This is a genomic window from Micromonospora sp. C28ISP2-4, from assembly GCF_030519385.1.
Lineage (GTDB): Bacteria > Actinomycetota > Actinomycetes > Mycobacteriales > Micromonosporaceae > Micromonospora > Micromonospora tulbaghiae.
Window position 1 is genome coordinate 161,489 of sequence record NZ_JAUMKG010000005.1, and the last position, 14,873, is coordinate 176,361.

The 14,873-nt window shown below is 73.9% G+C and carries 11 protein-coding genes; 7 read left to right on the plus strand and 4 right to left on the minus strand.

The window, feature by feature from the left end; genetic code table 11:
• Positions 1 to 301 precede the first annotated feature (301 nt).
• Genes Q3W68_RS19600 through Q3W68_RS19620 form a run of 5 tightly spaced genes read left to right on the plus strand, consistent with a single transcriptional unit; the run spans position 302 to position 6,636 of the window.
• Positions 302 to 1,711 carry a PLP-dependent aminotransferase family protein gene (locus Q3W68_RS19600; protein WP_302906823.1) on the plus strand — a complete coding sequence of 470 codons (1,410 nt, stop codon included), beginning with the start codon at positions 302 to 304 and terminating at the stop codon, positions 1,709 to 1,711.
• A 41-nt stretch (positions 1,712 to 1,752) separates the two neighbouring features.
• A complete protein-coding gene (locus tag Q3W68_RS19605; protein ID WP_302907145.1) occupies positions 1,753 to 2,562 on the plus strand; it encodes an ABC transporter ATP-binding protein in 810 nt (269 codons plus the stop codon).
• A 28-nt stretch (positions 2,563 to 2,590) separates the two neighbouring features.
• A complete protein-coding gene (locus Q3W68_RS19610; RefSeq protein WP_302906824.1) occupies positions 2,591 to 3,580 on the plus strand; it encodes an iron-siderophore ABC transporter substrate-binding protein in 990 nt (329 codons plus the stop codon).
• 5 nt (positions 3,581 to 3,585) lie between these two features.
• Positions 3,586 to 5,688 carry an iron ABC transporter permease gene (locus Q3W68_RS19615; RefSeq protein WP_302907146.1) on the plus strand — a complete coding sequence of 701 codons (2,103 nt, stop codon included), beginning with the start codon at positions 3,586 to 3,588 and terminating at the stop codon, positions 5,686 to 5,688.
• A gap of 45 nt (positions 5,689 to 5,733) precedes the next feature.
• The gene (locus Q3W68_RS19620) at positions 5,734 to 6,636 is read left to right on the plus strand and encodes a siderophore-interacting protein (protein ID WP_302906825.1); all 903 of its coding nucleotides are present in this window, start codon (positions 5,734 to 5,736) and stop codon (positions 6,634 to 6,636) included.
• A 62-nt stretch (positions 6,637 to 6,698) separates the two neighbouring features.
• On the opposite strand, the gene Q3W68_RS19625 is transcribed toward Q3W68_RS19620, so the two are convergent.
• From Q3W68_RS19625 to Q3W68_RS19640, 4 genes are all read right to left on the minus strand, one after another.
• On the minus strand, positions 6,699 to 8,483 hold the full coding sequence (locus tag Q3W68_RS19625) for an IucA/IucC family siderophore biosynthesis protein (RefSeq protein WP_302906826.1): 1,785 nt from the start codon (positions 8,481 to 8,483) through the stop codon (positions 6,699 to 6,701).
• Positions 8,480 to 9,064, minus strand: coding sequence for a GNAT family N-acetyltransferase (locus tag Q3W68_RS19630; RefSeq protein ID WP_302907147.1), 585 nt, complete (start codon positions 9,062 to 9,064; stop codon positions 8,480 to 8,482). The genes Q3W68_RS19625 and Q3W68_RS19630 overlap by 4 nt, the downstream gene beginning before the upstream one ends.
• Before the next feature lie 110 nt (positions 9,065 to 9,174).
• Positions 9,175 to 10,461 (minus strand): lysine N(6)-hydroxylase/L-ornithine N(5)-oxygenase family protein, encoded by a 1,287-nt coding sequence (locus Q3W68_RS19635; protein ID WP_302906827.1) that lies wholly within the window; start codon positions 10,459 to 10,461, stop codon positions 9,175 to 9,177.
• Positions 10,462 to 10,486: 25 nt separating this feature from the next.
• Entirely contained in the window at positions 10,487 to 12,040 is a 1,554-nt protein-coding gene (locus Q3W68_RS19640) for an aspartate aminotransferase family protein (protein WP_302906828.1), read from the minus strand.
• Between the two features lie 227 nt (positions 12,041 to 12,267).
• Between Q3W68_RS19640 and Q3W68_RS19645 the strand changes: the two genes are divergently transcribed.
• Both Q3W68_RS19645 and Q3W68_RS19650 read left to right on the plus strand, forming a co-directional pair.
• A complete protein-coding gene (locus tag Q3W68_RS19645; protein WP_302906829.1) occupies positions 12,268 to 14,310 on the plus strand; it encodes a penicillin acylase family protein in 2,043 nt (680 codons plus the stop codon).
• Positions 14,307 to 14,864, plus strand: coding sequence for a GNAT family N-acetyltransferase (locus Q3W68_RS19650; protein WP_302906830.1), 558 nt, complete (start codon positions 14,307 to 14,309; stop codon positions 14,862 to 14,864). Before Q3W68_RS19645 ends, Q3W68_RS19650 begins: the two co-directional genes overlap by 4 nt.
• The last annotated feature ends 9 nt before the right edge of the window (positions 14,865 to 14,873 follow it).

Here is a 14,873-nt window from a genome sequence, read left to right on the forward strand (position 1 = left end):
GAACGGCGGTCTGCGGTTTTCGCGCCCACCGTGGTCGACCATGAGGACACTGTGGAACCCCCCTTTGAGCAGCCCGGATGCCCCGACGCGGACCGGCTTGGCCGCGTTCGGTGACAGATCGGACTTCCCCCGTTGAAAAGGACGCGCGGCACCCCCCCGGGTTCGGCCGGGAATGGGTTGCGGTCCCGGGAAACACTTTCACCAAGTGCGTTCCCGCTGTCCATACCACTTCGGAGACCGGGGAGAGGACCAATCGGTGTGGCATCTGAATCTGTCAATTGACGGCGACGCGCGTGAAACGTTGTCGGCGCAGCTCCGCAACGCTCTGCGCGGCCGGATCACCGACGGCACGCTGCGCCCCGGGACGCGCGTGCCGTCGACCCGGCAGCTCGCGACGGACCTCGGCGTGTCCCGCACCGTGGTCGTCGAGGCGTACGAGCAGCTCTGCGCCGAGGGCTACCTGACCTCGCAGCGCGGGTCCGGCACCTCGGTGGCGGACTCCGCGCACGCCGGCGTCGCCTCCGCGCTCACCGCGGACGAGACGCCCGCGCCCGAGGTGTGGGACCTGCGCGCCGGCGGCACCGACGTGTCGACGTTCCCGCGCCAGGACTGGATCCGCTGCGTCAGCTCGGTGCTCCGCTCGGCCGGGCCCCGGGAACTGGGCTACGCGCCGCCGTCCGGCCTGCCGCCGGTCCGCCGCACGCTCGCCGGCTATCTCGGCCGGGTCCGGGGCGTCCGCGTCCGGCCCGAGCACCTGATGATCACCTCCGGCTTCGCCCAGGGGCTGGCGCTGCTCTGCCGGGTGCTGCGCGACCAGGGGCACGAGGCGATCGGCGTGGAGGACCCCGGGCACCCGGGGGAGTGGGCGTTCATCGCCGACGCCGGGCTGCGGCCGGTAAGTGTGCCGGTGGACCGGGAGGGCATCCGCGTCGACGATCTGGCCGCGACCGGCGTACGCGCCGTGCTCACCACCCCGGCCAGTCAGTTCCCCACCGGCGCTCCGCTGAGCCGGCGGCGCCGGGAGCAACTGCTCGACTGGGCGCGGGCGGTGGACGGGTACGTCGTCGAGGACGACTTCGACGCCGCGTTCGTGGCGCCGGCGCAGCGGATGCCCGCGTTGCAGAGCGTCGCGCCGGACCGGGTGGTGTACGCGGGCAGCGCCAGCAAGGTCCTCGCCCCGGCGCTGCGGCTCGGCTGGCTGGCCGCGCCGACCGGGCTGGCCGCCTCGATCGAGCGGGTGCGGGCCGGCTGGGACATCGGCTGCTCCGGACTGGACCAGCTCGCCTTCGCCCGGCTCGTGGACACCGGCGCGTTCGACCGGCACCTGCGCCGGCTGCGCGCCGAGTTCCAGCGCCGCGGCCAGGCGGTACGCCAGCACGTGGCACGCCATCTGCCCGGCGTGGCGCCGCTCGACGCCAGTGGCGGCCTCCAGACGTACCTGGTGCTGCCCCGCTGGTGCGCGGAGGAGTCCGTGGTGGCCGCCGCGCGGCGCCGGTCCGTGCTGGTGCGCGGCGGCCGGTTCTACGCCCTGCGCGCCGACGACCGGCCACCGGCGCTGGTCATCGGGTACGCCGGGGTGCGCGGCGCCGGGCTGGGACGGGGGCTGGCCGGGGTCGCCGCGGCCTACCGCGAGGCGACGGCGCGTCACGCGGGAGGTGTCAATGTGCGGCGGGCCGCGGATTCCGACCGAAGGACCGGCTTGACAGCGTGATCAGCGCTTAGGTTAGCCTAACCTCCGTGACGAGCAGAACGGTGCGAGCCGACGGCTTGAGCGGCAGCGACCTGCGGCTGGGCTACCACGGCACGACGGTGGTGCACGACGCCGCCATCACGCTTCGGCCCGCGGCCGTGACCGCGTTGGTCGGCCCGAACGGCAGCGGCAAGTCGACGCTGCTGCGCGGGCTGGCCCGCCTGCACCCGCTGGAGCACGGCGAGATCGTGCTGGCCGACGGCACGCCCGCCCGGGCGCTGTCCGCCCGGGACTTCGCCCGCCGGATCACGCTGCTCGCGCAGAGCCGCCCCACCCCCAGCGGGGTGACGGTGCGCGACGTGGTCGGGTACGGCCGGCACCCGTACCGGCAGCGGTGGCGCGCGAACGACCTCGACGGACCGGCCGCGATCGACCGGGCCATGCGGGTCACGGGCGTCGACGGCATGGCCGGCCGGCCGGTCGACGAGCTGTCCGGCGGCGAACTGCAACGGGTCTGGCTGGCCACCTGCCTGGCCCAGGACACCGCGATCCTGCTGCTGGACGAGCCCACCACGTTCCTGGACCTGCGCTACCAGGTGGAGATCCTCGACCTGATGCGCGAACTCGCCGACACCGCCGGCGTCGCCGTCGGTGTGGTGCTGCACGACCTCAACCAGGCCGCGGCCGTCGCCGACCAGGTGGTGCTCCTGCACGAAGGCCGGGTCCGCGGTGCCGGCACGCCGCACGAGGTGTTCACCGAGGCGGCGCTCACCGAGGCGTACGGCATCCGCGTCGAGGTGAGCGTCGACCCGGTCACCAACCTGCTCTCCACTCGTCCCGTCGGCCGGCACACGACCCGCGTCTCCGCCTGACCGACTCCTGCCCACAGAAGAGAAACCGATGTTGCGTACCCGCCTGACCCTGCTCGCCGCCGCCGCGGCGAGCGCGCTGCTGATCACCGGCTGCGGCACCACCGAGGAGCCCGCCGCCGCGCCGTCCCCCTCCGACGCCGCCTCCACCGGCCCGGTCACCGTCACCGACAGCCGGGGCAAGACCATCACCCTCAAGAGCCCCGCCACCAAGGTCGTCGGCCTGGAGTGGGGCGAGGTCGAGATGCTCGTCGGCCTCGGCGTGATGCCGGTCGGTGTGGCCGACCCGAAGGGGTACGCCACCTGGGTGACCGCCGCCCCGCTCGACGCGGGCGTCAAGGACGTCGGCACCCGGGGTGAGCCGAGCGTCGACTCCATCGTCGCCCTCCAGCCGGACCTGGTGGTGATGGAGGCCGAGCGCGGCTCCGCCGTCGTCACCCAGCTGGAGAAGTACGTCCCGGTGCTGGTCACCAAGGGCAGCGACGCCTCCGACAACATCGGCCGGATGCGCGCGGACCTGAAGATGATCGCCACCGCCACCGGTCGTACCGCGCAGGCGGACAAGCTGCTCGCCGACTTCGACGCCGCGATCGCCGACGGCAAGAAGAAGATCGCCGACGCCGGGGCGGCCGGCAAGCAGTTCGCCATCGCCGACGGCTGGAAGGAGGGCAGCACCGTCTCGATCCGGATGTTCGGCCAGGGCGCGTACGTCTCCCAGCTCGGCATCCAGCTCGGCCTCAAGAACGCCTGGACCGGCAAGACCGACGAGATGTGGGGCCTGGGCCAGACCGACGTCGAGGGCATGAACGTCCTCAAGAGCCAGGACCTGCACTTCTTCTACAACGCCTCCGACGGCGACGACGTGTTCGCCGACGGCCTCGCCGGCAACGCGATCTGGCGCGCCCTGCCGTTCGTGCAGCAGAACAAGCTGCACAAGATGCCCAACGGCATCTGGACCTTCGGCGGCCCGCTGTCCGGCAAGCAGTACATCGACGAGCTCGTCAAGGTCTACACGGCTTGAGCGCGATGACCGCCCCCGCCCCGCCGGGGCCGGCCACCCGGCCGGCCCCGGTCGGGCCGCCGCCCGCCCGGCGCAGCCGGGTCGCCGGCGCGTTCGCTCTCGCCGCCGCGCTGCTCCTCGCGATCACCGCGGTGCACCTCACCCAGGGCACGTCGTCCGTGGGGGCGCTGGACCTGCTCCGGCTGCTCACCGGCGGTGACGACGAGACCGCCCGGGTGCTGGTCGCCTCCCGTCTGCCCCGGCTGCTCACCGGCCTGGCCGTCGGCGTCGCGCTCGGTTTCGCCGGCGCGGCGTTGCAGTCGACCACCCGCAACCCGCTCGCCTCGCCGGACACGCTCGCGGTGAACGCGGGCGCGCACCTGGCGATCGTCGCCACCGCGGCCTTCGGGATCGCGCTGCCCGCGCTGCCCTCGGGCGGGCTGGCGTTCTGCGGCGGCCTCGCCGCCGCCTCCCTGGTCATGCTGCTCTCGGCCGGCGGCCAGGCCGCCACCACCCGGCTGATCCTCGCCGGCTCGGCCACCGCGATGGCGCTGGCCTCGCTGACCATGCTGCTCCTGCTGCTCTTCGAGCAGTCCACCATCGGCCTGTTCGCCTGGGGCAACGGCTCGCTCGTGCAGGGCGACCTGGTCGCGTTCACCCAGCTCGCCCCCGTGATCGGGGTCGCCGCGCTGCTGCTCGTGACGCTCGGGCACCGGCTGGACCTGCTCGCCCTCGGCGACGACACCGCCACCGTGCTCGGGCTCAACGTGCGCCGTACCCGGCTGACGGTGGTGCTGCTCGCCGTGCTGCTCTCCGCCGCGGCGGTCACCCTGGCCGGGCCGATCGGCTTCGTCGGCCTCGGCGCGCCGGTGATCGTACGGCTGCTCGGCCGCTGGGTGCCCGAGGTGCACCGGCACCGCGTCCTGATGCCGCTGGCCGGCATCGTCGGCGTCGTCATCGTGCTCGGCTCCGACGTGCTGCTGCGCGCCGTGCTCGGCGGGCAGGCCGGTGTCGACGTGCCGACCGGCGTGGTCACCACGCTCTTCGGCGCGGTGCTGCTGGTCTGGCTGGCCCGCCGCCACCGCGACGCCGGACCGACCCGGCAGGCGCCCGGCGGTCACGCCGCGGTCCGCTCCCGCGGCTTCGTCGCCGTCGTCGTCGCGGCCTGCGCGGTCGTCGTCACCGCCGCGCTGGTGCTCGGCATGCTCGCCGGTGACACGTGGGTGCTGCTCGGCGACGTCGTCAACTGGGTGCAGGGCCGCACCGGACCGGCGTACACCTTCGTGCTGGACGCCCGCTGGCCGCGCGTCGCCGCGGCGCTGCTGGCCGGCGCGGCGCTGGCCCTGGCCGGCACCACTGTGCAGGCGGTGTGCCGCAACCCGCTCGCCGAACCGGGCATCCTCGGCATCACCGGCGGCGCCGGCATCGGCGCGGTGTCGCTGCTGACGTTCGCGCCGATGGCCGGCGTGCTCGCCCTGTCCGGCGCCGCCGGTCTCGGCGCGGTCGCCGCGTTCGCGCTGGTCTACGGCCTGGCGCGGCGGCACGGCCTCAACTCCGACCGGCTGGTGCTGATCGGGTTCGCGGTCTGGCAGGGCGGTACGGCGATCATCACGTTCATCGTGGTCTCGTCCGACCCGTGGAACACCGGCAAGGCGCTGACCTGGCTGTCCGGTTCCACGTACGGGCGTACCGCCCCGCAGGTGCTGCCGGTGGCGATCGCGCTGCTGATCGCGCTGCCGGTGGTGGCCGCCGTGCGTCGCGAGCTGGACCTGCTCGCGCTCGACGACGACACGCCCCGGGTGCTCGGCGTCCGGCTGGAACGCGCCCGGCTGATCGCGCTCGGCCTGGCGGCGCTGCTCACCGCCACCGCCGTGTCGGCGGTCGGCGTGATCGGCTTCGTGGGCCTGGTCGCGCCGCACGCGGCCCGCGCGCTGGTCGGCGGTCGGCACACCCGCGTCCTGCCGGTCGCGGTGCTGCTCGGCGCCACCCTGGTCAGCCTCGCGGACACGCTCGGCCGCAGCGTGATCGCACCCGCCCAGGTCCCCGCCGGTCTGGTCACCGCTCTGATCGGCACCCCGTACTTCGTCTGGCTGCTGTGGCGTTCCCGCGCCGCGGCAGCCGCCCGTTAGCCCGTTCACCGACGCACCGCCCACCGGCCGTGAGAGGAATGACGCATGACCAGCACCCTGGCCGTCGCGCCCTGGCGAGTCTTCACCGTTGAGGTCCGCGCCCTGCGCCGGCTCGGCCCGTCCTTCCTGCGGGTGACGCTCACCGGCCCGGACCTGGACCGGTTCGCCGACAACGGGTACGACCAGCGGATCAAGCTGGCCCTGCCGCCGGTCGACGGCGCGCCGGGGGAGCTGCCCGACGGGCCGGACTGGTTCCCGCGGTGGCGGGAGCTGCCGGACGGGCTGCGCAGCCCGATCCGCACCTACACGGTCCGCGCCGTCCGGCCGGAGGCGTACGAGGTGGACGTGGACATGGCGCTGCACGGCGACGGCGGCCCGGCCACCCGGTGGGCGCGGCGCGCCCGCCTCGGCGACCGGATCGCAGTGGTCGGCCCGGATGCCGGCTGGGACGGGCCGCACGGCGGCGTCGAGTTCCAGCCGCCCGCCGGGGCGACGCTGCTGCTGGCCGGCGACGAGACCGCCGCGCCGGCGATCTGCGCGATCCTGGAGCGGCTGCCCGCCGACGCGCGCGGGCACGCGCTGGTGGAGGTGCCGCAGAGCGGCGACGAGCTGCCCTGCGCGGCGCCGGCCGGCGTCACTGTGACCTGGCTGCCCCGCGACGGCGCCCCGCACGGCAGCCGGCTCGCCCCGGCCGTGACGAGCGTGGCCGGCCGGCTGGTGCCGGCACCGGTCGCGGCGGGCGCCGCGCCGCTGGCCGAGGTGGACGTGGACCGGGACATCCTCTGGGAGGTGCCGGAGCGGCCCGACGGCGCGGCGCTGTACGCCTGGCTGGCCGGGGAGGCGGCGATGATCCGCGGCCTGCGCCGCCACCTGGTGACCGAGCGGGGCATGGACCGGCGCGCGGTGGCGTTCATGGGCTACTGGCGGGCCGGTCGCGCGGAGAACTGATCGTCCGCACCGCCGAAGAAGCGGGCCGGCGCGCTGCGCCGGCCCGCTTCTTCGTCATTCCGTCAGTCGCGCGGCGCGTACGGGGCGAGCGGGTTGACCAGGGTGCCGGCGAACTGCAACGCGGCCGACGGGTCGGACAGGTCCACCATCTGCTGGTTGTTGCGCAGCTGGAGCCGGTTGAGGCAGGACAGCGTGAACTCCGGCGCGAACAGGTCGTGCCGGCGCATCCGGTCGGCCAGGTGCGGCACCGTGGCGGCGTAGCCGGCGGCGCACTCGGCGACTGTGCGCCAGAACCCGTCCTGGTCCAGCACGCCCTGCGTGTGCAGGGCGGCGCTCAGGTGCCGCAGGAAGCAGTCGAACACGTCGGTGAAGATGGACAGGATCTTCTCGTCCTCCGGGATGGCGGCCCGGATCCGCCGGACCCGCTCGGGCAGGTCCGCGTCCGGGTCCATCACCACGATCTCCTCGGCGATGTCCTTGAACACGACCCGCTCCACCACGCCGCCGTCCAGCACCAGGATGACGTTCTCGCCGTGCGGCATGAACGCCAGGTCGTAGGCGTACAGGCTGTGCAGCAGCGGCACCAGGTAGGCGTCCAGGTAGCGGCGCAGCCAGTCGGCCGGGGCCAGCCCCGACTCGTCGATCAGCGCCGCGGCGAGCGACCGCCCGTCGCGGTCCAGGTGCAGCAGCGAGGCCATGGTGGCCAGCCGCCGCCCGGGTTCCAGCCCGGGGACCGGGCTCTCCCGCCACAGCGCCGCCAGCATCTTCCGGTACGGGGAGTACCTGTCGGTCGCCGCCTCGTACTGCCGGTGCCGGTAACCGATCGCGGCGCGCTCCCGGATGATCGACAGGCCGGTGCGCTTGAGCACCGGGTCGCCCTCGATCAGCCCGGCCAGCCAGTCGTTGATGGCCGGCGTCGCCTCCATGTACGCGGCCGACAGCCCGCGCATGAAGCCCATGTTCAGCACCGACAGCGCGGTCTTCACGTAGTGCTTGGCCGGGTCGCTGATGTTGAAGAAGGTGCGGATCGACTGCTGCGCCAGGTATTCGTCCGGTCCTTCGCCGAGGCAGACCAGCCGGCGCCGGGCCACCTCACCGGCGAACGTGACGGCCAGCTTGTTCCACCACTGCCACGGGTGCACCGGGACGAACAGGTAGTCGGCCGGGTCCAGGCCCAGGTCGGTGAGCGTGGCGGTGAACCCGGCCAGCGTCTCCTTGCCCAGCTCGGCCCGCACCAGCGTGTCGTAGTCCAGGTCGTCGGCGCACGTGAACGTGGTGTGGTCGCGGTGCGCGGCGAGCCAGAGCAGCCGTACCGGCGCGGCGGCCTCCGGGGCGTACGCGTGATACTCGTGCACGCCGAAGCCGATGCGGCCGTTGTTCGCCACGAAGCAGGGATGTCCCTCGGTCATGCCGGTCTCGATCGCCTGGAAGTCGGCGGCGGCCAGCTCGGCGGCGGTCAGCGCGGGCTTGGCGAGCTTGTACGCGGTCCCGGCCAGCGTGGAGGTGATCTCCTCCAGGTAGACCGGCAGGATCGCGTCGGTGAGGCCCAGCGCGCCGCGCAGCTCCACGCACAGGTCCACGGCGTCGGGCGGCAGTTCCGCACCGTCGCGGCGGCGCACGATGCTGTCCGCGTCGACCTGCCAGTGGTCCAGTGCCAGCCGCTGCGCGGCGAACCGGTACTCGACGGCGCCGTCGTCGCTGCGCACCAGCCACCGGTTAGGGCCGGTGGGCTCGGGGGCGATCAGGCGTTCGTGGGCGAACTCGGCGAGCGCCTTGCGCACCAGCAGCCGGTTGGCCGTCGCCCACGCCTCGGGGGTCAGGTGGTCCACGGATGCGCTGGCGTTCACGCCGGTGCCCCTTCCTCGCTGATGAGCGCGCCGGTGGCGGCCCGGAACTGGTCCCGGGTGCAGACGCTGAGCAGCGCCTCCTTCTCGGGCTTGCGGATCGGGCCGACGACTGTGAAGCCGACTGCCGCGTTCAGTGCGTGCACCGCGGTGTTGCGCACGTCCGGCTCCACCACCACCCGGCGCGTCGCCGGGTCGGCGAACAGCCAGGCCATCACCGTGGTGATGACGGCGCGGGTGAACCCGTGCACCGGCGTGTCGGCCGGTGCGCAGAGGAAGTGCATGCCCACGTCGCCGGGCTGCGGGTCGTAGAGGCCGACCAGCTCGACGCGGGCCGGGTCGTACCGCTCGGCCAGGAACGCCGGGGTGCCGCGCCACGATCCCAGGTACGCGTCGTGGTGCGGGTGGGCGGCGATGCGCCGGTACTCCGCGGCGACGGCGTCCACGTCGGCGTCCTGCATGAGCCAGAACGCGGACTTGGGGTGGGTGACCCAGCGGTGCAGCAGCGCGGCGTCGGCGTCCGGGTCCAGCGGGCGCAGCGTGAACTCGCCGAGTGCGTCGTCGACGCGGCTGAACACGCTCATGCTGGGCTGTTTGGGCATGCGCTCGCGGCCCTCGCTCCGCTCGGTGCGCTCGCTCATGCCGGGCCGGCTGGGCATGCGCTCGCGGCCCTCGCTCCGCTCGGTGCGCTCGCTCATGCCGGCGCTCCGGCGGGTGCGCCGAACTCCTGGAACGCGATGGCCTTCTCCACCGGGTAGTGCTCCCGGCCGGTCATCTCCCGGATCAGCCACGAGTTGCGGTACGGACCCATGCCCAGGTCGGGCGAGGTGATGCTGTGCGTGTGGGTGCCGCCGTTCTGCAGGAACACGCCCCGGCCGGTGTGGTCGATGCTGTAGTTGCGGGCCACGTCGAAGCGGCCGTGCGCGTCGAAGCACAGCCGGTCGCGCACCGGCGCGAGGAACTCCGGCACCCGGTAGTGGTAGCCGGTGGCGAGCACCAGTCCCGCGGTGTCGAGTGTGAACGCGCGGTCCTGCTCGGTGTGGCGCAGCCCGAGGCGGTAGCGGCCGTCGGCGTACGCCGCCTCGACCAGCTCGGTGTTGGTCAGCAGCCGCGTCGGCGCCGGCCCGTGCAGGCTCTTGGCGTACAGCAGGTCGTAGATGTCGTTGATCAGGTCGGCGTTGATGCCCTTGAACAGGGGCTTCTGCGCGGCCTCCAGCGCGTAGCGGGTCGGCTCGGGCAGCGCGTGGAAGTAGTCCACGTAGTCCGGCGAGGTCATCTCCAGCGTGAGCTTGGTGTACTCCAGCGGGAAGAACCGGGGCGAGCGGGTCACCCAGGTGAGCTGGTAGCCGTACGTGTCGATGTCGCCGAGCAGGTCGTGGTAGATCTCCGCGGCGCTCTGCCCGCTGCCGACGATCGTGATGCTGTCCTTGGCCCGCAGCGCCTCCCGGTGCTCCAGGTAGCGCGAGTTGTGGATCATGTCACCGCCCAGCCCGGCGCAGGCCGGCGGCAGGTACGGCGGGGTGCCGGTGCCGAGCACGAGGTGCCGGGCCCGGTGCGTGACCGGCCCGTCCGGCGTGTCCGCGTGCACCACGTACCGGTCGTCGGCCTCGTCGTACTCCACAGCGGTGACGGCGTGCCGGAAGCGCAGGTTCGGCAGCTTCCCGGCCGCCCAGCGGCAGTAGTCGTTGTACTCGGCACGCAGTGGGAAGAAGCTCTCCCGGATGTAGAACGGGTAGAGCCGGCCGGTCTCCTTCAGGTAGCTCAGGAACGAGTACGGCGAGGTGGGGTCCGCGAGCGTGACCAGGTCGGCGATGAACGGCGTCTGGAGCCGGGTGGACTCCAGCAGCATGCCGGGGTGCCAGTCGAAGCTGTCGCGGGCCTCCAGGAACAGTCCGTCGAGGTCGTCGATCGGCGCGGTGAGGCAGGCCAGGCCGAGGTTGTAGGGGCCCAGCCCGACGGCGATGAAGTCGTGGGTCGACATGCGTTCTCGTTCTCCTCGACGGGGGTCAGACCGGGCAGGAAAGCTCGGCGGTGGCCGCGGTCCGGGCGTACCAGGCGGCGTGGTCGGCGATGAGGTCCAGCACGTGGGCGACGTCGTCCACTGTGGTCTCGGGGTTGAGCAGGGTGAGCTTCAGGTGGTGGGCGCCGTCGACCTTGGTGCCGGCGACCAGGGCCGCGCCGGAGGCGGCCAGCGCGTCGCGGGCGTGCAGGTTGGCTTCGTCGACCAGGTCGGGGGCGAGGCCGGGCGGCCGGTACCGGAAGACCACTGTGCTCAGCTGCGACGGCGCGGCCACCTCGAAGCGCGGGTCGGCGTCGAGCCGTCGCCACGCCTGCGCCGCGAGGTCGACGACCTGGTCGAACAGCGCGCCGATCGCGTCCGGCCCCATGATCCGCAGGGTCAGCCAGAGCTTGCACGCGTCGAACCGGCGCGTGGTCTGGATGCTCTTGTCGACCTGGTTCGGGATGCCCTGCTCCAGGGCGCGGGCCGGGTTGAGGTAGTCGGCGTGCCAGGTGGCGTGGCGCAGCGTGCGGCCGTCGCGGACCAGCAGCGCGCTGGAACTGACCGGCTGGAAGAACGACTTGTGGTAGTCCACAGTCACCGACGCGGCCCGTTCGATGCCGTCGAGCAGGTGCCGACGGGTGGGGGAGACCAGCAGCCCGCAGCCGTACGCGGCGTCGACGTGCAGCCAGACGCCCGCGGTGGCGCAGATGTCGGCGATCTCCGGAAGCGGGTCGATGGTGCCGAAGTCGGTGGTGCCGGCGGTGGCGACGACGGCCATCACCACCTGGCCGTCGCGGTGGCAGCGGTCGATCGCGCGGGCCAGCTCGTCGGTGCGCATCCGGCGGGTCGCGTCGGTGGGCACGGTGAGCACCGCGTCGGCGGCCAGGCCGAGCAGCTTGGCGGCCTTCTGCACGCTGAAGTGTCCGGCCGCGGAGGTGAGGATGCGCAGCCGGGAGAGCACCTGCGGCCGGTCCGGCCGGGTGGCGGAGCCGCCCACCACCGTGCGGTACGCCTCCTCGCGCGCCAGCAGCATCGCCTGGAGGTTCGACTGGGTGCCGCCGCTGGTGAAGACCCCGTCGGCGGTGGACCCCAGCCCGATGCGCCCGGCCGTCCACTCGATCAGCCGTCGCTCCATCAGCGTCGCGCCGGCGCTCTGGTCCCAGGTGTCCAGCGAGGAGTTGACCGCGCTGAGCACCGCCTCGCCGAGCAGCGCCGGGATGACCACCGGGCAGTTCAGGTGGGCCAGGTAGCGCGGGTGGTGGAAGTAGACCGCGTCGCGAAGCCACACGTCGTGCAGTTCGTCAAGGGCGGCGTCGGTGTCGCCGAGCGGCCGGTCCAGGTCGACGGCGCCGATGAGTGGCGCCAGCTCGTCGGGCGTGACGCCGGTGAACGGCCGGTCCGCCTCGCCCACCCGGCGGGCGACCCGGTCGACGCCGCGCGCCAGCACGTCCCGGTACCGCCCGAGCGAGCCGGCGTTGAACAGGTGGTCGCGTGCCGTGGCGGCGGCGCGGCCGGTGTCGGTGGGCGCGGCGCCGGTCGGGCTCCCGATCGAACTCATGCGACTTCCCAGCGGTCGTACGGACAGGACGCGCGGCGGCAGCCGCGGCGATCAGGTTAGGTTAGGCTCGCCTAACTATCAAGCACGACTCGGGGTGCTTTGTCCCGCATGTACCGCCGTTGGCACTCCGCCCGCGTCGCGGTAAGGTCGCCCTCGGTTAGGGGAGGTTATCCTAAGTTGACTGTCGAACGGAACCGGCGCCGGGCGCGCCGAGGCGGTGCGCGACGATGACGTACGTCGATCGCGACGAGTGGGGTGTGCCCCGGTTGTGGGCCGCCGACGTCGACGCGCTCGCGCGTCTGCAGGGGCGTGTCGCCGCGCTGGACCGGGCCTGGCAGATCAGCGTGGAACGGTGGCGCGCCGAGGGTCGGCTGGCCGCCCACGTGGGCCCGGCCGAGCTGGCGTGGGACCGCTTCGCCAGGCGCGTACGGCTGGACGACACCGCCCGGCGCTGCTACGAACGGCTGGACGCGGACACCCGGCGGTGGGTCGAGGCGTACGTGGACGGGGTCAACTCCGGACTCGCCGAGGGCGCCGCCGACGCGCCCGAGTTCGCCGCCACCGGCGCGGCGCCCGAACCCTGGCGCCCCTGGTCGCCGCTCGGCGTCTTCCTCGTCCAGCACGTGCTCTTCTCCACGTTCCCGAACAAGCTCTGGCACGCGCACGTGGCCCGCACGCTCGGCCCCGAGTCGGCCGGGCTGTTCGCGGTCGAGGGACCGGCGTCGGCGGGCAGCAACGCCTGGGCGCTGCCCGCCGACCCGGCCACCGGGCGCGGCCCGGTGATCGCCGGCGACCCGCACCGGCTGCTCGAACTACCCGGCGTCTACCAGCAGGTCCGGCTCGCCTGCCCGGAGTTCGACGTGATCGGCCTCGCCTTCCCCGGCGTACCCGGCCTGCCGCACTTCGGCCACACCGGCCATGTGGCCTGGGCCGTCACCAACGCGATGGCCGACTACCAGGACCTCTACCGCGAACGGCTGCGCCGCGACGGCGACCGGGTGCTGGTGCGTGACGCCGACGGCTGGACGCCCGCCACGCGCCACGTCGAGGAGGTCGAGGTCCACGGCGCCGCCACCGAGACGGTCGAGGTGATCGAGACGCCGCGCGGCCCGGTGATCGACCACGACCGGGTCACCGGCGAGGCGATCGCGCTGCGCACCCCGAGCCGGGTCGAGGCCCGCCTCGGCTTCGAGGCGTTGCTGCCACTGCTGCGCGCCCGGCGCGCGAGCGACGTCGCCGACGCGCTGCGCCACTGGGTCGAGCCGGTCAACAGCGTGCTCGCCGCCGACACCGGGGGCAGTGTCCGCCGCCTGGTCGCCGGCCTGGTCCCGGTACGCGACGAGCGGTGCCGCCGGGAACCCGTGCCGGCCTGGGAGCCGCGGTACCGGTGGCGGGGGGACTACCTGCCGCTCGTCGACGAGCCGGTCGACGGCGTGGCGGTGTGCGCGAACGACCGCCGCGACGACGTGGCCGCGCACGGCGCCGACTTCGCCCCACCGCACCGGGCCCGCCGGATCCGGACCCTGCTCGCCGACGGCACCGAGCCGTCCGGTGTGCACACCGACGACCGGCTCCCGGCCGGCCCGCTCTACCGGCTGCTCGACCGGCTCGACCCGGGCCGGCTCGACGAACCCGCCCGCGCGCTGCTGCTGCGGCTGCGCGGATGGGACCGCGCGATGGCGGCCGGCTCGGCCGAGGCCGGCGCGTATGCGGCGTGGCGGGCGGCGCTCGCCCGGCGGTTGCGCGTACACCCGAGATTGCGTGCCCTCGACGAGCCGTGCGGTTTCGACGAGCTGTTCACCCCCTGGACCGACCCGGCCGCCCGGATCGGCCTGGCGCTGGACCACCTCGCCGCCGAGTTCGGCGCCGACCTCGCGGCACCGGCGGCCGAGGCGCTTGCCGAGGTGGCCGCCGGCCCGGCGCCCGGCGGGTGGGGCAGCCGGCACCTGCTGCACCCGGTGCACCTCGGTGTCGCCCCGGCGGTCACCGACGCGGTCGCGGCGATGCGGCAGCGGGTGGCGCTGGCCGGTGACACCGACTGCGTGCTGGCCACGTCCAGCGTGCCGGGCGTCTCCGACGCCTGCTGGCGCGGCCCGGTGGCCCGCTATGTGTGGGACCTGACCGACCGGGCGGCCAGCCGCTGGATCGTCCCGTTCGGCGCCTCCGGGCGCCCCGGCGACGCGCACTTCGCCGACCAACTCACCCACTGGGCCGCCGGGACGCTGGTCCCGGTGCCCGCCGGCCCACTGACGGGAGACGAGACGACGTGATCCACCTGGAACGGATCCCCGGCCTCGGCGAGCTGGCGCTGGAGCCGGTACGCCCCGACCGGGACGCCGAACTGCTGCACGGCTGGGTGGTCCGGCCCCGCAACCGGTTCTGGGGCATGGGCTCGCACACGGTCGACGAGGTGCGCGAGATCTACGCGTTCGTCGACGGGCTGGACACCCACCACGCGTACCTCATCCGGCTCGACGGTGAGCCGATCGGGCTGTTCCAGACCTACCAGCCGGAGGCGGACCCGGTCGGCGAGCGCTACCCGGTGCTGCCCGGCGACGTGGGGACGCACCTGCTGCTGGACGCGCCCCGGCGGTACCCGCGCGGCGTGACCAGTGCGGTCTTCCCGGCCCTGGTCCGGTTCCTGCTGCGCGACCCGGCCGCGCGCCGGGTGGTGGTCGAGCCGGACGTGCGCAACGAGGCCATGCTGCACCGGCTGCGGATCGAGGGGTTCACGTTCGGCGACGAGGTCGACATGCCGGACAAGCGGGCCCGGCTGGCGTTCCTGACCCGCGAGCGGTTCGAGGCGGACCACCCGGCGGCGTGACGCCCCGCC